The sequence below is a fragment of the Pseudomonas fluvialis genome (assembly GCF_014207935.1).
GTDB lineage: Bacteria > Pseudomonadota > Gammaproteobacteria > Pseudomonadales > Pseudomonadaceae > Aquipseudomonas > Aquipseudomonas fluvialis_A.
In genome coordinates this window covers 169644-186381 of record NZ_JACHLL010000005.1, presented here as the reverse complement: position 1 = coordinate 186381, position 16738 = coordinate 169644, and the positions used below count along the sequence as shown (strand labels likewise).

The 16738-nt window shown below is 63.8% G+C and carries 19 protein-coding genes; 14 read left to right on the top strand and 5 right to left on the bottom strand.

Annotated elements, in window-relative coordinates:
- Positions 1-41 precede the first annotated feature (41 nt).
- Entirely contained in the window at positions 42-1163 is a 1122-nt protein-coding gene (locus HNP49_RS14325; protein ID WP_184684352.1) for an NAD(P)/FAD-dependent oxidoreductase, read from the bottom strand.
- Positions 1164-1258: 95 nt separating this feature from the next.
- Between HNP49_RS14325 and HNP49_RS14320 the strand changes: the two genes are divergently transcribed.
- The 6 genes from HNP49_RS14320 to HNP49_RS14295 all read left to right on the top strand — a co-directional run bounded on the left by HNP49_RS14320 (position 1259) and on the right by HNP49_RS14295 (position 6232).
- Entirely contained in the window at positions 1259-2488 is a 1230-nt protein-coding gene (locus HNP49_RS14320; RefSeq protein ID WP_184684350.1) for a sterol desaturase family protein, read from the top strand.
- Between the two features lie 88 nt (positions 2489-2576).
- A complete protein-coding gene (gene hisB / locus HNP49_RS14315) occupies positions 2577-3170 on the top strand; it encodes an imidazoleglycerol-phosphate dehydratase HisB (RefSeq protein WP_095939906.1) in 594 nt (197 codons plus the stop codon).
- Positions 3171-3809 carry an imidazole glycerol phosphate synthase subunit HisH gene (hisH, locus tag HNP49_RS14310; RefSeq protein ID WP_184684348.1) on the top strand — a complete coding sequence of 213 codons (639 nt, stop codon included), beginning with the start codon at positions 3171-3173 and terminating at the stop codon, positions 3807-3809. It abuts the gene before it with no gap.
- Positions 3810-3862: 53 nt separating this feature from the next.
- Positions 3863-4600, top strand: coding sequence for a 1-(5-phosphoribosyl)-5-[(5-phosphoribosylamino)methylideneamino]imidazole-4-carboxamide isomerase (hisA, locus tag HNP49_RS14305; protein ID WP_184684346.1), 738 nt, complete (start codon positions 3863-3865; stop codon positions 4598-4600).
- An 11-nt stretch (positions 4601-4611) separates the two neighbouring features.
- Positions 4612-5382 carry an imidazole glycerol phosphate synthase subunit HisF gene (gene hisF / locus HNP49_RS14300; RefSeq protein ID WP_184684344.1) on the top strand — a complete coding sequence of 257 codons (771 nt, stop codon included), beginning with the start codon at positions 4612-4614 and terminating at the stop codon, positions 5380-5382.
- Between the two features lie 91 nt (positions 5383-5473).
- A complete protein-coding gene (locus tag HNP49_RS14295) occupies positions 5474-6232 on the top strand; it encodes an ABC transporter substrate-binding protein (RefSeq protein WP_184684342.1) in 759 nt (252 codons plus the stop codon).
- A gap of 58 nt (positions 6233-6290) precedes the next feature.
- Here the strand turns inward: HNP49_RS14295 and HNP49_RS14290 are convergent, their stop codons facing one another.
- The 3 genes from HNP49_RS14290 to gpmI form a co-directional block, all read right to left on the bottom strand.
- The gene (locus HNP49_RS14290; RefSeq protein WP_184684340.1) at positions 6291-7607 is read right to left on the bottom strand and encodes a S41 family peptidase; all 1317 of its coding nucleotides are present in this window, start codon (positions 7605-7607) and stop codon (positions 6291-6293) included.
- A 25-nt stretch (positions 7608-7632) separates the two neighbouring features.
- Positions 7633-8883, bottom strand: a complete 1251-nt coding sequence (locus HNP49_RS14285; RefSeq protein ID WP_184684338.1) for a murein hydrolase activator EnvC — start codon at positions 8881-8883, stop codon at positions 7633-7635.
- A gap of 107 nt (positions 8884-8990) precedes the next feature.
- Positions 8991-10526 (bottom strand): 2,3-bisphosphoglycerate-independent phosphoglycerate mutase, encoded by a 1536-nt coding sequence (gene gpmI / locus HNP49_RS14280; protein WP_184684336.1) that lies wholly within the window; start codon positions 10524-10526, stop codon positions 8991-8993.
- Between the two features lie 143 nt (positions 10527-10669).
- On the opposite strand from gpmI, the gene HNP49_RS14275 reads away from it, so the two are divergent.
- From HNP49_RS14275 to secB, 3 genes are read left to right on the top strand one after another with little or no spacing between them, the layout of a single operon-like run.
- A complete protein-coding gene (locus HNP49_RS14275) occupies positions 10670-11083 on the top strand; it encodes a rhodanese-like domain-containing protein (RefSeq protein WP_184684333.1) in 414 nt (137 codons plus the stop codon).
- Entirely contained in the window at positions 11083-11337 is a 255-nt protein-coding gene (gene grxC / locus HNP49_RS14270; RefSeq protein ID WP_184684331.1) for a glutaredoxin 3, read from the top strand. Before HNP49_RS14275 ends, grxC begins: the two co-directional genes overlap by 1 nt.
- Before the next feature lie 56 nt (positions 11338-11393).
- Complete coding sequence (gene secB, locus HNP49_RS14265; RefSeq protein WP_184684329.1) at positions 11394-11861, top strand: protein-export chaperone SecB; 468 nt, start codon at positions 11394-11396, stop codon at positions 11859-11861.
- 190 nt (positions 11862-12051) lie between these two features.
- Here the strand turns inward: secB and trmL are convergent, their stop codons facing one another.
- The gene (gene trmL / locus HNP49_RS14260; RefSeq protein WP_184684327.1) at positions 12052-12507 is read right to left on the bottom strand and encodes a tRNA (uridine(34)/cytosine(34)/5-carboxymethylaminomethyluridine(34)-2'-O)-methyltransferase TrmL; all 456 of its coding nucleotides are present in this window, start codon (positions 12505-12507) and stop codon (positions 12052-12054) included.
- Between the two features lie 108 nt (positions 12508-12615).
- On the opposite strand from trmL, the gene HNP49_RS14255 reads away from it, so the two are divergent.
- The 5 genes from HNP49_RS14255 to mshL are packed head-to-tail and all read left to right on the top strand — an operon-like array spanning position 12616 to position 16735.
- The gene (locus HNP49_RS14255) at positions 12616-13533 is read left to right on the top strand and encodes an MSHA biogenesis protein MshI (protein ID WP_184684326.1); all 918 of its coding nucleotides are present in this window, start codon (positions 12616-12618) and stop codon (positions 13531-13533) included.
- A complete protein-coding gene (locus tag HNP49_RS14250) occupies positions 13533-14138 on the top strand; it encodes a PilN domain-containing protein (RefSeq protein WP_184684325.1) in 606 nt (201 codons plus the stop codon). Before HNP49_RS14255 ends, HNP49_RS14250 begins: the two co-directional genes overlap by 1 nt.
- Positions 14135-14803 carry a type II secretion system protein GspM gene (gene gspM, locus HNP49_RS14245; RefSeq protein WP_184684324.1) on the top strand — a complete coding sequence of 223 codons (669 nt, stop codon included), beginning with the start codon at positions 14135-14137 and terminating at the stop codon, positions 14801-14803. Before HNP49_RS14250 ends, gspM begins: the two co-directional genes overlap by 4 nt.
- 7 nt (positions 14804-14810) lie before the next feature.
- Positions 14811-15107 carry a Type II secretory pathway component gene (locus tag HNP49_RS14240; RefSeq protein ID WP_260407199.1) on the top strand — a complete coding sequence of 99 codons (297 nt, stop codon included), beginning with the start codon at positions 14811-14813 and terminating at the stop codon, positions 15105-15107.
- A gap of 5 nt (positions 15108-15112) precedes the next feature.
- On the top strand, positions 15113-16735 hold the full coding sequence (gene mshL, locus HNP49_RS14235) for a pilus (MSHA type) biogenesis protein MshL (RefSeq protein ID WP_184684323.1): 1623 nt from the start codon (positions 15113-15115) through the stop codon (positions 16733-16735).
- The last annotated feature ends 3 nt before the right edge of the window (positions 16736-16738 follow it).

The following is a 16738-nucleotide window of genomic DNA, read 5'->3' as shown; positions in this document are numbered from 1 at the left end:
CGAGTGCGCGGTGATTGTCGGGCGAGTATACCTGCGCGCCTTCAGAGCAGGCGGGCAATGCGCTCGGCGATGGCCAGGCTGGCGGTCAGCCCCGGTGACTCGATGCCGAACAGGTTGATCAGGCCGCTGAGGCCATGCTCGTGTTGGCTTTGGATATCGAAGTCGGCAGCCGGTTCCCCTGGGCCGGAGAGTTTCGGCCGCACGCCGCTGTAGGCCGGTTGCAGACGCTCGGGATCGAGGCCGGGGAAGTAGCGCGAAATGGCGCGGGCGAACACTGGGCGCAGCTGCTCGTCGACCTGGTAATCGAGCTGCTCGAGGTAGTGCACGTCCGGGCCGAAACGCAGCTGGCCGCCGAGGTCCAGCGTGGCGTGGATGCCCAGTCCGGCGGTATTGGCCTCGGGCATCGGATAGATCAGTTGCTGGAACGGGCTGTGCCCGCGATAGCTGAAGTAGCGGCCCTGGCACAGCTGCAGGCGCGGGATCAGTGCGGCGTTCAGGCCTCCGGTGTGCTCGGCTAGTGTCTGGGCAAACAGGCCGGCGGCGTTGATCACCCGGTCCGCCGAAAGGCTGAAGGCCTCGCCCTGGCTATGGCCATGCACTAGCCAGTGGCCATTCTGGCGCTGCAGTCGGTCGACGCGGCTGTGCAGAATCAGCTCGGCACCGCGTTGCTCGGCGACACCCAGCAGCGACTGCAGGTAGGCGTGGCTGTCGAGGATGCCGGTATCCGGCGAATGCAGGGCGGCGATGCCGCGCAGGGCTGGCTCGCGGCGGGCCAGCTGGGCACTGTCCAGTGTCGGCAGTTCGGGCAAGCCGCACGCCCGGGCATTGGCCTGCAGGCTTTCCAGTTTGCCGAGTTCCTCCGGCGCAACGGCCACCAGCAGCTTGCCGATACGCCGGTGGCCGACCTGATGCTGCGCGCACCAGGCGTACAGACGCTCACGACCTTCCCGGCAGAGTTCGGCCTTGAGCGAACCGGGCGGGTAGTAGAGGCCAGCGTGGATGACTTCGGAGTTGCGGCTGGAGGTGTGGCTGCCGATCAGCCCTTCGCGCTCCAGGATCAGGACGCGCCGGCCCGGTTGCGCCAGGCGGGCGGCGCAGGCCAGACCAAGGGCGCCGGCGCCTATGATGAGGATGTCGTAGTGCGGTTGGTCGCGATCAGCCATGGCGTATCCGGTGCGGTACTTTGGCAGGTACGGCCATCCCGATGCCCGGGTGTGCCGGTTAGGCTGGCGAGCATAACAAGAATGCTGAGGTGTCCATGAACGTCGCGATCCTGGCGTTTCCCCTGTACGTGCTGCTGATGCTGCTGGAACTGGCCTATGAGCGTGTCAGCGGCCGACACACCTGGCGCTTGGCGGACAGTGCCACCAGTATCAACACCGCCGTGCTGCGCGTGCTGCTGGAAGGGCCGCTGCGCCTGTTGCTGATCATTCCCTATGCCTGGCTGTACGAGCATGCGCGGCTGTGGACGCTCGATCCGACTCAGCCCTGGGTCTGGTTGCTCGGCTTTGTCGCGGTGGACCTGTGCTTCTACTGGGCGCACCGCAGCCTGCATCGCTACAACCTGCTGTGGGGCGCGCACCAGCCGCATCACTCCAGCGAGGACTTCAATCTGTCCACGGCGCTGCGCAAGGGCGCCTTTCAGGCGGCCTTCGACTGGCCGTTCTACCTGCCGTTGGCGTTGCTGGGCCTGCCGCTGCCGCTGTTCCTGCTGCTGCTCGGTATTCAGCTGGCCTACCAGTTCTGGATTCATACCCAGCACATCGAGCGCATGGGCTGGCTGGAAAAGCTCATCGTCACGCCCAGCCATCACCGCGTGCACCATGGCCAGAACGACTGCTACATCGACAAGAATCACGGTGGCGTGTTCATCGTCTGGGACAAGCTGTTCGGCACCTTTGCCGAGGAAGCCGAGCCGGTGCGTTATGGCGTGACCACCCCGGTGCGCACCTTCGATGCCATCGCCCTGCAGTTTTCCTGGTGGCGCCTGCTCTGGGCCGACGCCGTGGCCACGCATAGCTGGTGGGACAAGCTGCGCCTGTGGTGGATGCCGACCGGCTGGCGCCCGGAGGATATGCGCCAGCAGCCGTGGCCGAAGATGGGCGCGGACAAGTTTGCCGAGGCGACGCCGGCGGGGCTCAAGGCCTATGCCCTGGTGCAGTTCCTGTTGCTCAACGGCATGGCACTGGCCTTTCTCGCCAGCGTCAGGCAGGCGGCGCTGTGGCAGGCAGTGTTGCTGGCGCTGGCCGTACTGGGCACCTGCGTCAGTCTGGGGGCGCTGTTCGAGGGACGCGCGCGCCTCTGGTGGCTGGAGCGGTTGCGCCTGTTCGCGCTGCTGGTTCTGCTCGCGCTGTGGGGGCTGTGGCTGGTGCCCGCGCAGTGGCCGCTGGCGCTGGCTCTGGCAGCGGTGCCGCTGGCCTGTTTGCTCTGGCTGTGGCGTCTGTCGGGCCGGCATGACGGCGCAGCTTCTGCGCTATTGCGCCAATAGCACGCCATCCGCCTGCTTGCGGTAGCCGTCAACTGGCCGCAACGCCTATAATGCCGGCCTTTTCCGCAAGCATTTTCGGGAGCTGGTGATGGCCGAACGTACGGCATCCGTCGAGCGCAACACCCTGGAGACCCAGGTCAAGGTCTCGATCAATCTGGATGGCACTGGCAAGGCCAGGTTCGATATTGGCGTGCCCTTCCTCGAGCACATGCTCGACCAGATCGCCCGCCACGGCCTGATCGACCTGGACATCCAGTGCAAGGGTGACCTGCATATCGACGACCACCACACCGTGGAAGACGTCGGCATCACCCTCGGCCAGGCTTTTGCCAAGGCCGTCGGCGACAAGAAGGGCATGACCCGTTACGGCCACTCCTACGTGCCGCTGGACGAAGCCCTGTCGCGCGTGGTGATCGACTTCTCCGGCCGTCCCGGTCTGCAGATGCATGTGCCCTTCACCCGTGCGGTGGTCGGCGGCTTCGACGTGGACCTGTTCCAGGAGTTCTTCCAGGGCTTCGTCAACCACGCCCTGGTGACCCTGCACATCGACAACCTGCGTGGGCACAACACCCACCACCAGATCGAAACGGTGTTCAAGGCCTTCGGCCGTGCCCTGCGCATGGCCTGCGAGCTGGATCCGCGCATGGCCGGGCAGATGCCGTCCACCAAGGGTTGCCTGTAAATGCAGACCGTTGCAGTAATCGACTACGGCATGGGCAACCTGCACTCGGTAGCCAAGGCGCTGGAGCATGTTGGCGCCGGTCGGGTGCTGGTGACTAGCGACGCCAATGTGATCCGTGAGGCTGACCGCGTGGTGTTCCCCGGTGTCGGTGCGATCCGCGACTGCATGGCCGAGATCAAGCGCCTGGGCTTCGACAGCCTGGTGCGTGAGGTCAGTCAGGACCGCCCCTTCCTCGGTATTTGCGTCGGCATGCAGGCCCTGCTGGAGCACAGCGAGGAGAACGATGGTGTCGACTGCATCAGCTTGTTCCCCGGCAAGGTACGCTTCTTCGGCAAGGATCTGGTCGAGGACGGCGAGCACCTGAAGGTGCCGCACATGGGCTGGAACGAAGTCGAGCAGGTGATTGATCACCCGCTCTGGCACGACATTCCGAACCGCGCCCGTTTCTACTTCGTGCACAGCTACTACATCGAGGCCGGCAACCCGGCCCAGGTGGTTGGTCGTGGCCACTACGGCAAGGACTTCGCCGCGGCGCTGGCCGAAGGCTCGAAGTTCGCCGTGCAGTTCCACCCGGAAAAGAGCCATACCCATGGCCTGCAGCTGCTGCAGAATTTCATCGGCTGGAATGGCCGCTGCTAACCGCTTTCGTTTTATTCCGGGCCTTGGCGGGCCCGGCCTGAGGACTCGCTGAAATGCTGATTATTCCCGCTATCGATCTCAAGGACGGCGCCTGCGTGCGTCTGCGCCAAGGCCGCATGGAAGATTCCACGGTGTTCTCCGATGACCCGGTGAGCATGGCTGCCAAGTGGGTCGAGGGCGGCTGCCGCCGTCTGCACCTGGTCGACCTGAACGGCGCCTTCGAAGGTCAGCCGGTCAATGGCGAGGTGGTCACCGCCATCGCCAAGCGCTACCCGAACCTGCCGATCCAGATCGGTGGCGGCATCCGTACCCTGGAGACCATCGAGCACTACGTGCGCGCCGGCGTCAGCTACGTGATCATCGGCACCAAGGCCGTTAAAGAACCCGAGTTCGTCGCCGAGGCCTGTAAAGCCTTCCCGGGCAAGGTGATTGTCGGTCTGGACGCCAAAGACGGCTTCGTCGCCACCGACGGCTGGGCCGAGGTGTCGAGCGTACAGGCGGCTGATCTGGCCAAGCGTTTCGAAGCCGACGGCGTGTCCGCCATCGTTTATACCGACATCGCCAAAGACGGCATGATGCAGGGCTGCAACGTCGAGGCTACCGCCGCGCTGGCCGCCGCCAGCCGCATCCCGGTGATCGCCTCCGGCGGCATTCACAACCTCGGCGATGTCGAGAAGCTGCTGCTGGCCCGCTCGCCCGGCATCATCGGTGCCATCACCGGCCGTGCCATCTATGAAGGCACCCTGGACGTCGCCGAGGCGCAAGCCTTCTGCGATTCCTTCAAAGGCTGAGGACTGCTGAGATGGCGCTGGCTAAACGCATTATTCCCTGCCTCGACGTCGATAACGGCCGCGTGGTCAAGGGCGTGCAGTTCGAGAACATCCGCGACGCCGGTGATCCGGTGGAAATCGCTCGCCGCTACGACGAGCAGGGCGCTGACGAGATTACCTTCCTCGACATCACTGCCAGCGTTGACGGCCGCGACACCACCCTGCACACGGTGGAACGCATGGCCAGCCAGGTATTCATCCCGCTCACCGTCGGTGGTGGCGTGCGTACCGTGCAGGACATCCGCAACCTGCTCAATGCCGGTGCCGACAAGGTGTCGATCAACACGGCGGCCGTCTTCACGCCCGAGTTTGTCGGCGAGGCCGCCGCGCGCTTCGGTTCGCAATGCATCGTCGTCGCCATCGATGCCAAGAAGGTCTCGCTGCCCGGCGAAACCCCGCGCTGGGAAATCTTCACCCACGGCGGGCGCAAGCCGACCGGTCTTGATGCCGTGCTCTGGGCGAAGAAGATGGAAGACCTTGGCGCCGGCGAGATCCTCCTGACCAGCATGGATCAGGACGGCGTGAAGAGCGGTTACGACCTGGGCGTGACACGCGCCATCAGTGAGACCGTGGGCATTCCGGTGATCGCTTCCGGCGGCGTCGGCAACCTGGAGCATCTGGCTGCCGGCATCATCGACGGCAAGGCCGATGCCGTGCTGGCGGCGAGCATCTTCCACTTTGGCGAATACACTGTGCCCGAGGCCAAGGCGTATTTGGCTTCGCGCGGCATTGTGGTTCGCTGAAGCGACGTCTGCGACCTGATCGAAAGCGGTCGTGCGCCTGCTCTGCTAGGCTCACGACCGTTTTTTCGCCCCTTGGATAAAGGACAACGCCATGCGCAAATCCCTGTGGTTATCCTGCTGTATCGCCTGCCTGGCTCTGGTCGGTGTGGCGCGCGCCGAACTGCCTGCGGACTATCAGGTGGTCCTGCTGACCGAGAACTATCCGCCCTACAACTTCTCCGAGAACGGCAAAAACTTTGCCCGGGACAAGAACACCCGCGGGATTGCCGCGGATGTGGTGCGCGAGATGTTCAAGCGTGCCGGCATTCAGTACAACCTGACCCTGCGCTTCCCCTGGGACCGTATCTACAAGCTGGCGCTGGAGAAGCCCGACCACGGGGTGTTTGTAACGGCGCGTCTGCCGGAGCGCGAGGCGTTGTTCAAGTGGGTCGGCCCGATCGGTCCGGATGACTGGGTACTGTTGGCCAAGGCGGACAGCAGCATCAGCCTGGCGACTTTGGAGGAAGCCACGGCCTACCGTGTCGGCGCCTACAAGGGCGATGCCATCGAGGCGTTCCTGCAGCAGAAAGGCCTGACGGCGGACAGCGTGCTGAATGACATCGAAAATGCCAGCCGTCTGGACAAGGGGCAGATCGACTTGTGGGCCACCGGTGATCCTGCCGGGCGCTACCTGGCCAAGCAGGCCGGGGTAAACGATCTGAAGACGGTTTTGCGCTTCAATCAGGCGGAGCTGTTCCTGGCGCTCAACAAGGAAACCCCGGACGAAGTGGTGCAGAAGCTGCAAACCACCCTGGAGCAGATGCGCCAGGAAGGCTTTGTCGACAAGGCGATCAACAGCTACCTGCAGTAAGCAGTGGGATTAAAAAACCGGGCCATGGCCCGGTTTTTTATTGCCTGACGCCGAGTGTCTAGCGCTGGCGAGCGACGTTGAGGCCCTTGAGCAGGTTGAGCGCCTGGCTCAGTTGGTAGTCGTCATCCTGCAGGCGCGGTTTGTCTTCGCCCTTCTTGCCGCTGGGCTTGTCCTGACCGCCGTTGCCGTTGCCGAGGTGGCCGGCCAGGTCGGCTTCCTTGAAGGTCTCGGCGTCCTGCTCGCGGGTCAGTTTGGCGCGGCGTACTTCGACGTCGGGGATGATGCCCTGAGCCTGGATCGAACGGCCCTTGGGCGTGAAGTACAGGGCGGTGGTGAGCTTCAGGGCGCGGTCGTTGTTCAGCGGCAGCACGGTCTGTACCGAGCCTTTGCCGAAGCTGTCGGTGCCCATGAGGATGCCGCGCTTGTGATCCTGCAGGGCGCCGGCGACGATTTCCGAGGCCGAGGCGCTGCCGCCGTTGATCAGCACCACCAGCGGTACGCCCTCGCTGGCATCGGCCTTGTCGGCCGAGAAGCGCAGCTCGGAGTTGGCGATACGGCCCTTGGTGTAGACGATCAGGCCCTTGGTCAGGAAATGGTCGGAGACTTCCACCGCGGCTTGCAGCACGCCGCCGGGGTTGTTGCGCAGGTCCAGCACCAGACCGCCGAGCTTCTTGCCGCCGTTGTCTTTCTTCAGGCTGGCCAGCGCCTTGCCGACTTCCTCGCCGGTGTTGATCTGGAACTGGCTGATGCGGATGTAACCGTAGTCGCCTTCCAGCAGCTGGCTCTTGACGCTCTTGGTCTTGATGATGGCGCGCTTGAGTTCGACGTCGAACGGCTGGCCGCCTTCGCGGATCAGGGTGAGGATGATTACCGTGCCCGGCTTGCCGCGCATCTTCTCCACGGCTTCCATCATTGACAGGCCCTTGGTCGGCTGGCCATCGATCTTGATGATGAAATCGCCGGCCTGGATACCGGCCGCCGCCGCAGGGGAGTCGTCGATCGGCGAGACCACCTTGAGGAAACCGTCTTCCTGGCCGATTTCCACGCCGAGGCCGCCGAACTCGCCGCTGGTGCTTTCCTGCAGCTCGGCGAAGGCTTCCGGCTCCAGATAGGCCGAATGCGGGTCGAGGTTGCTGAGCATGCCCTTGATGGCATTCTCCAGCAGGGTCTTGTCGTCGATCGGCTCGACGTAAGCCGCTTTGACCCGGTCCATCACCTCGGCAAAGGTCCGCAGCTCCTCCAGAGGCAGCGGTGCCTTGCCGGTTTCTGTGTCCTCGATGGCCGGCGCGGACTGCTCGGCCGCCAGCAATGGCGCGCTACCCAGCAGCAGGGCGAGGGACAGGGCCAGAGGCGTGAGGCGGGGCAGGTGCGGCATGAGCTAACTCCTGAAAATGAGGCGCTTATCCTTGCGCCCGGCACCAGCGTGCCGGGTCGCTGGCGCGGCCCTGCTGGCGAATGGCGAAGTACAAGGCGGGATGGTTGTGCCCGCCGCTGGTGCCGACAGTGGCAATGGGGTCGCCAGCCTTGACGATATCCCCGGCATCTTTGAGCAGACTCTGGTTGTGTCCGTACAGGGTCAGGTAGCCGCCGCCGTGATCGACGATCACCAGCAGACCGGCACCGCGCAACCAGTCGGCGAACACCACGCGCCCGCCGTGCACGGCACGTACCTGGCTGCCGACACTGGCACCGATCAGCACACCATCCCATTTGGCGCGCGGATCATCGCCACGGGCCGAGCCGTAGCGCGCCAGGAGCCGGCCATTGACCGGCCACGGCAGGCGGCCCTGGGCTTTGGCGAACGGGCCGTCGACGCTCTGCCCGGTGCTGACTGCCGGGCCCAGAGGGACCGGCTTGCCGGTCTTGGCGCTTTCCTGAAGCTGCTGGGCGAGCATCGCTTTCTCGCGGGCGGCCTGTTCGGCGGCTTCGCGTGCCTGGCGTGCCAGGGTTTCCTCGATGGTCTTGAGCACGTTGTTGAGATGGGTCTGGGCCTGCTGACGCTCCTTGAGGCGGGCATCGCGACTGGCCAGGTCCTTGTTCAGCTTGCTCAGAGCCTGCTGGCGCTCCTGGCGCACGGCGGCGAGCTGGTCGCGGCGGCCCTGCAGGGCGCTGCTCTGCTCGGCGAGCATCTGCTGCTGCTGGTTGATGTCCCGCTCGACGTTGCCCAGCTGGCGCAGGGTTTCGTTGAAGGTGGCGAGCTGATCGAGGCGGGCCTGGTTCAGGTAGTTGTAGTAGGTGAGGGTACGGCTGAATTTTTCCGGGTGCTGCTGGTTGAGCAGCAGTTTGACGTATTCCTGCTGGCCGCTCTGGTAGGCGGCGCGGGCCTGGATGCCGATCAGGCGTTGCTGTTCAAGGCGTGCGTCCTGGAGTTTTTTTTTCTCCTGGTTCAGCCGCTCCAGCTCCTGCTGGCTCTTCTGCTGTTCTTCCTGCAAGCCCTTGACCTGCTTTTCCAGCTGGCCCATCTCGCTTTCGGTTTTCTTCAGCGCCTTCTGTACATCGGATTTCTCCGCCTGCAGCTCACCCAGCAGCTTCTTCAGCTCGGTGATGTCCTTCTGCGCTTGCTCCAGTTGTTGCTGGGTAGCAGCGCGTTCGTCGGCCACGACCGGGCTGAGCAGAAGGCTGAAAAGCAGGGCTACGAGGGCGCGGGACATGGGCAGGGCAATACCAGGCAAACAAGTGGCCTTAGTATGCCCGCCGCGCGGGGTAAAAAAAACGCCCCAATCCTTGCGGAAGGGGCGTTTTTACTGGGATTGCCGTCTTAACCGAGGCTGATGATCGACTTGCCGGTCATTTCCTGCGGGATCGGCAGGCCCATCAGGGTCAGCAGGGTCGGTGCCACATCGGCCAGCACGCCGCCTTCGCGGATGCTCGCCGGGCGTTTGCCCACATAGATGAACGGCACCGGCTCGCAGGTGTGCGCAGTGTGTGCCTGGCCGGTGCACTCGTCTTCCATCTGTTCGACGTTGCCGTGGTCAGCGGTGATCAGGGCTTCGCCGCCGACCTTGTCCAGTGCCTCGACGATGCGTCCGACGCAGGTGTCGAGGGTTTCCACGGCCTTGACCGCCGCCTCGAACACGCCGGTATGACCGACCATGTCGCCGTTGGCGTAGTTGACGATGATCACGTCATAGCGGCGGTTTTCGATGGCCTCGACGATGCGGTCGGTGACTTCCGGCGCGCTCATTTCCGGCTTCATGTCGTAGGTGGCGACGTTCGGCGACGGAATCAGGATGCGTTCTTCGCCCTCGAACGGCTCTTCGCGGCCGCCGGAGAAAAAGAAGGTGACGTGGGCGTACTTCTCGGTTTCGGCGATGCGCAGCTGGGTTTTGCCGTTCTTCGCCAGGTATTCGCCGAGCACGTTGGTCAGCGCTTCCGGCTTGTAGGCGCTGGGCGCCGGGATGCTGGCGGCGTACTGGGTGAGCATGACGAAACCGGCCAGTTGTGGCACGCGCTGGCGCTGGAACTCGCTGAAGTCGGCCTCGACGAAGGCGCGGGTCAGCTCGCGGGCACGGTCGGCGCGGAAGTTCATGAAGACGATGGCATCGCCGTCCTCGACTTTTACCGGCTCGCCGATGGTGGTGGCTTTGACGAACTCGTCGCTCTCGCCGCGCTCGTAGGCGGCGTTGAGCCCTTCTACGGCGCTGGCGGTATTGAATTCGCCCTTGCCGTCGACGATCAGGTTGTAGGCCTGCTCGACGCGGTCCCAGCGGTTGTCGCGGTCCATGGCGAAGTAGCGGCCGGTGAGGCTGGCGATGCGGCCCTTGCCCAATTTGGCGAAGGTGGCGTCGAGCAGCTCGATGGACGGCTGGGCCGATTTCGGCGGGGTGTCGCGGCCGTCGAGGAAGGCATGCAGGTAGATCTTCTCGGCGCCACGCTTGGCGGCCAGTTCGGCCATGGCAACCAGATGATCCTGATGGCTGTGCACGCCGCCATCGGAGAGCAGGCCGAGGATGTGCACGGCCTTGCCGGCGCCCACGGCCTTGTCCACGGTGCTGTTGATAACTGCGTTCTCGAAGAATTCGCCGTCGCGGATGGCTTTGGTCACCCGGGTGAAGTCCTGGTACACCACGCGGCCGGCACCGAGGTTCATATGGCCGACCTCGGAGTTGCCCATCTGGCCGTCCGGCAGGCCGACGTCCATGCCCGAGCCCGAGATCAGACCGTGCGGCTGAGTGGCGCGCAGTCGGTCGTAGACCGGCGTCTTGGCCGCGTAGATTGCGTTGTATTCGGGGCTGTCGCTATGGCCGAAACCGTCGAGGATGATCAGGACCAGCGGAGAGGGCGTGGCGCTCATGGGGGCGGACTCGCAAGGCGGGTGGGCGGAAAAAGGTCGGGCATTTTATAGCCAAGTGCTCCGAGCGTCACCGCCGGGCGGGGTTTGGCCGACTAATGCCCCTGTGTATACTGGCCGCCATTTTAACGCTGTGGATCCTTGTGATGCTCGCCAAGCTGATTGAATTTGCCTCTAACCACTATGAATTGAGCCTGGCTTTCGCCGTGCTGCTCGGCCTGCTGATTGCCCACGAACTGCGCCGTGCCGGTCGCAGCCTGACCAGCCGTGAGCTGACGGCGCTGGTCAACAGCGACCAGGGCGTTGTGCTGGACGTGCGCAACCACAAGGACTTCGGCACCGGTCACATCGTCGATGCGCTGAACATTCCCTTCGACAAGCTGGCTGAACGCATGGTCGAGCTGGACAAGCACAAGGCCAAGACCATCATCGTGGTCGATGCCATGGGCCAGCACGCCGGCACCGTTTGCCGCGATCTGAAGAAGGCTGGTTACACCGTGGCCCGTCTGGGCGGCGGTATTGCCACCTGGCGCGCGGACAGCCTGCCCGTGGTCAAGTGATGAAACCGGTACTCATCTACACCAGCGTGACATGCGGCTACTGCATGCGCGCCAAGCAGTTGCTGCAACGCAAGGGTGTGGCCTTCGACGAGATCAGTGTCGATGGCAAGCCCGACGTGCGCGCCGAGATGGTCCGCAAGGCCGGCAAGACCTCGGTGCCGCAAATCTGGATCGGCAGTACCCATGTGGGTGGTTGCGACGATCTGCATGCCCTGGAGCGCGCCGGCAAGCTCGACGCGCTGCTGGCTGACTAGCAGGTAGTTTTCGATAGTCGGCTAACACTACTAATAACGCACAGCAAGGCTCAGCCATGACCGAAGAAACCCAAGGCGCCCAAGAAGCGCAAAACCCGCAATTCTCCCTGCAGCGCATCTACGTGAAGGACCTGTCCTTCGAAGCGCCAAAGAGCCCGGAAATCTTCCGTCAGGAGTGGACCCCGAGCGTTGCTCTGGATCTGAATACTCGTCAGCGCCCGCTGGAAGGTGACTTCCACGAGATCGTCCTGACCGTATCGGTCACCGTGAAGAACGGTGAAGAAACCGCCTTCATCGCCGAAGTGCAGCAGGCTGGCATCTTCCTGATCAAGGGTCTGGACGCCGCGTCCATGAGCCATACCCTGGGCGCCTTCTGCCCGAACCTGCTGTTCCCTTATGCGCGCGAAGCGCTGGACAGCCTGGTGGTGCGTGGCTCCTTCCCGGCACTGATGCTGGCACCGGTGAACTTCGACGCCCTGTACGCTCAGGAACTGTCGCGTATGCAGGCTGCCGGCAACGCCTAAGAACCTGTCTACGATCTGCTGCGCGTCGGCCATACGGCGTTAAAGCAGCCTCGGAATGCTCATTTACAGCTCGTAAACTCCGCTTCCTTGGCTGCTTTTGCCTTGTCTGGCTCTAGCTCGCGAGATCGTAAACAGGCTCTAAGCGCTGCATGAAAAGCGCCCCGAGGGGCGCTTTTTTATTGCCTGGCCATTAGCGGAAGCCGTTCTGTCGCCAGGCCTCGTAGACGGTGACTGCCACCGCATTGGACAGGTTCAGGCTGCGCCCGCCCGGGCGCATGGGCAGGCGCAGGCGTTGTTCGGCCGGCAGGCTGTCGAGAATCTCGACGGGCAGACCACGGCTTTCCGGACCGAAGAGGAAAATGTCCCCGGCCTGGAACTGAACTTCCGCATAGCTGTGACTGCCCTTGGTGGTAAAGGCCATTAGTCGGCCACTACCTATATCTGCTATACAGTCAGCAAGGCTCGCGTGGCGCTTTAGCGTGGTGTATTCGTGGTAATCCAGGCCGGCGCGACGCAGACGTTTGTCATCCAGCTCGAAGCCCAGTGGGCCAACCAGATGCAACTGGCAGCCGGTGTTGGCGCAGAGGCGGATGACATTGCCCGTGTTGGGTGGAATCTCGGGCTCGAACAGCACAACATGGAACATGACTAGGCTCAGGGAAGGAGTCGGATACGGCATTTTACCGCGCTTGCGCAGTTTGTCGGGTGGCAAGAGCGGGTTGCCTGCGACTTGAAGGCTTTTAAGGGGAAGGCGTTGCTCGGATGGCTGAATAAGAAGAAACAGACGCCGCAAGGGCTGATCGGGCTGGAAACCGGCCCGGAAGGCATCGCTTTGGCCCAGGTCGAGCGCGATACCGAGGGCCGCGCCCGCCTGCTTCGCTGCCTGTTCAAGGCAGCTGCCCCGGCCGAGCAGGCTCAGGTGCTCAAGGACTGGGTACAGGAACTGCAACTGCAGGGCGCCGCGGTCAACTTTCTACTGCACCCGGCCAGTTATCAGCTGCTGTTGCTCGATTGCCCCGATGTCCCCGAGGAAGAACTGCGCGATGCCATGCGCTGGCGCCTCAAGGATCTGATCAGTCAGCCTCTCGAAACCGTTGTCACCGACTTGATTGCATTACCTGCCGATGCCTACCGCGGTCGTTCGCGTATGGCCTACTGCGCCGTGCTGGAAAAACAGCAGATGGAGCAGGCGGCGCGTCTGCTGCGCCAGGCCGGCCTCAGGCTGCAGTCGATCGATATCACCGAGATGGCCTTCCGCAATCTTGGCCTGCAAGCCGGGGCGGCAGCCATCAACCTGGCGCTGCTGCGCCTGCGCTCCAGCGAGGGCCTGATCAGCGTGCAAAACGGCGCCGATCTGTACATGGCTCGGCGCATCGAGCAGGGCATCGAGCGCGCCGATGGCAATTACGCCGCGATTACCCTGGAAGTGCAGCGCTCCCTGGACTATTTCGAGAGCCAGCTGGGCAAGGGCTATATCAACCGTCTGCTGCTGTTGCCGATGAAGCGCGATGGCGAGCAGGCCATGCAGGCTCTGGCTGGAGGCCTTGCGGTCAATCTGCAACGCCTGAGCCTGGAAGATCTGTTCGGTGACGATGTGCCGCTGCTCGATGAGCGTGAGCAGGCCTACTGCCTGACCGCCGTCGGCGCGGCCCTGCGTCAGGAGAACAGCTGATGCAGAACCTCAACCTCTATCAGCATCAGCGCCGCCGACAGACCGGTCCGCGGCCGCGTCATATGCTCCAGGCATTGCTGGTAGCGTTTGGACTGGCACTGCTGCATGGCGGCTGGCAGTTGTGGCAGGTGCGTGATCTGCAGGCGCAGCTGCAAAAGGCCGAGGTTCTGGCGCAGAGCGAAGAACAGCTGCTGGCCGGCGAACAGGCGGTGTTTCGCGAACCGCAGCTCGATCCGCAATTGCCCCTGCAGGTGGCTTCTGCGCAAGAGCGCAACCGCCAGTTGCAGCGTCTGGCCGATTACCTGCGGCTGTTGGGCCAGCAGCATCAGCAGGGTTTTGCCGACCCGCTGGTGGCGCTCTCCGAGCAGCATCCGGCCCAGGGCTTGTGGCTGACGCGGATTGCCTTCACCGATGGCGGTCGTCACTTGCGTCTGGAAGGTCGCAGCAGCGACCAGCAGGCATTGCCGAGCTACCTGCAGGCGCTGGGTCAGGCCTCAGCATTCAAGGGCCGGCAGTTTGCCCACTTCAGTGCCAAACGCACGGCCGGCGAACCGTTCGATTTTGTCCTCTCCTCGCAGGCAGCCGATCAGGAGAAGCAGCCATGAAAGCCTTGTTGCAGCGCTGGCAGGCCATGGTGCCGCGTGAACAGTGGCTGACCCTCGGCGTGGGTTTTGCCCTGCTCGGCATGCTGTATCTGCTGCTGGTGGCCGATCCCCTGGCACTGCGCCAGAAACAGCTCAGCGGTCAGTTGCAGGGCGCCAAGGCCCGGCTGCTGGAGGCCCAGACGCAGCGCGCCGAGTTGCAGCGCAAACGTGAGCAGGACCCCAACCTGGGCATGCGCAGCAGCCTGCTGCTAGCGCAGGCCGAACATGAACGCCTGCTGGACGGTATCGACCATGAGACGGCTGCGCTGATCGATCCGCCAACCATGCGCCGGGTGCTTGAGGATCTGCTGCGTGCCCAGCCAGGACTGAACCTGGCCGCGGTGGAAAGCTTTTCCGCACCGCTGGAGGTGCCGGGCGAGGCGGAGCCCGCCAAGGGTGAAAAGGCGGTTGCGCCGGCGGTCAGTCTGTACCGGCATGGCGTGCGCCTGACCCTGGAGGGCGGCTACTTCGAGCTGATCGCCTATCTGCAGGCCGTGCAGGCCTCGGGCTGGCGCCTGCACTGGCAGCAACTGGACTATCAGGTGGATGCCGGCGGCAGTGGCCGCGCCAGCATTCGTCTGGAGCTGTATACCCTCAGCCGGCAAGCGGGGTGGGTCGGTGTCTAGAGCCCTGTTGAGCCTCATTGCACTGCTCTTTTGCCTGACGGCCCTGGCCGCGCTTGATCCGACCCAGCCGCCACAGGGGCATGCTGCTGAACCGGCGGATGCCGCCCAGGCGCTGCAGTTGCAGGCCATCATTCGTGGCAGTCATGGCCAGCGTGCCGTGATCAATGGCCAGAGCCTCAAAGTGGGTGAGCAGCTGGGTTCGTCCCGGCTCAAGGCTATCTACCCGCGTGCCGTACTGATCGAGCGCCAGGGGCAGCAAGAGTTGTTGCGCCTGGCCGAACCCATAGTCAAACCGAGTCGATGATGTCGATGAATACTCGTGCCCTGCCGTCCCTCGGCCTGCTCAGCCTGCTGTGTCTACTGAGTTCCTGCCAGACCTTCAAGGATGGCGACGACCAGCTTTACCAGCAGAGCAACAGCATGCTGGAGGAGAGCCTGCAGCAGAGCAAAGCCAAGGTCGCTCCGCCGCCCTCGGTGCAGGCTGCCTTGCTGCCGCCGCTGGAAATGGATCGGGCCCTGGCCAGCGGTCCGCGTTTCGATGTGGCGGCCAAGGACATGCCGGCCCGCGAGTTCTTCCTCAGCCTGATGGATGGCGCCGGCAAGAACCTGGTGGTGCACCCGGAAATCCAGGGCAACATCACCTTCAGCCTGCGCAACGTGACGCTTGAGGAAGTGCTGGCGGCGGTACGCGACAGCTACGGCTACGACTTCCGCAAGACCAGCTATGGCTACCAGATCCTGCCCAACCAGCCGGTGACCCAGACCTACGACCTCAACTACCTGAATATCCAGCGTGAGGGCACCACCGATACCCGGGTCAGCTCGGGCGAAGTGACCAACAGCGACAACACCGACAGCACCGGTGCGGAGACCACCACCAGTACCAGTTCCACCACCCTCAGCGCCAGTCGCCTGACCACCACCAGTTCGGTGGATTTCTGGGCCGAGGTGCGCAAGGTGGTGGAGATGATCGTCGGTGAGGAGCCGGGCAACAGCGTGGTGGTCAACCCGCAGGCAGGCCTGCTGGTGGTGCGCGCCAACAGCCGTGACCAGCAGAACGTCGAGGCCTTCCTGCGCATGGCCCAGCGCAACCTGCAGCGTCAGGTGATCCTGGAAACCAAGATCATCGAGGTCGACCTGAATGACGAGTTCCAGGCCGGGGTCAACTGGACCTACATCTCCGGGCAGAAGGCGATCGGGCTCGGCAGCTTCATTCCGGGTCTGGATGGCCTGAATACCCCGACCAATCCGATCAGCGGTCCGACCGGCGTGGGCGGCACCTTTACCGCCAGTTTCGACTTCGGCAACTTCGAAGGCGTGATCCAGCTGCTGGAAACCCAGGGCGAGGTGCGCGTGCTGTCCAGCCCGCGGATCTCCACGCTGAACAACCAGAAGGCGGTGATCAAGGTCGGCACCGACGAGTTCTTCGTCACCGACGTGTCGACCACCACCACCACTCTGGCCGGTGGCACCACCGCGCCGGATCTGGACATCACCCTGACGCCGTTCTTCTCCGGCATTTCGCTGGACGTGACGCCGCAGATCGACGAACACGACGACATCACCCTGCACGTGCGGCCCTCGGTCAGCCGCGTGCAGGATCAGAACAAGACCATCACCCTGGGCGGCGAGGATAACGAGTTCAACCTGCCGCTGGCGCTGTCCACCACCCGCCAGTCCGACTCCATCGTCCGTGCCCGCAGTGGCCAGGTGGTGGTGATCGGCGGCCTGCTGCAGAATGCCAACCAGAACATCGATGCCAAGTTGCCCTGGGCATCGCAACTGCCGCTGATCGGGCCGATGTTCAAGCAGCAGTCCAAGGACCTGCGCAAGAGCGAGCTGGTGATTCTGCTGCGCCCGCAGGTGGTCAGCGACGAGACCTGGATCAACGAGATCCAGAAAAGCGCGGCCGCCTTCAAGGAGCTGAGATAGCCC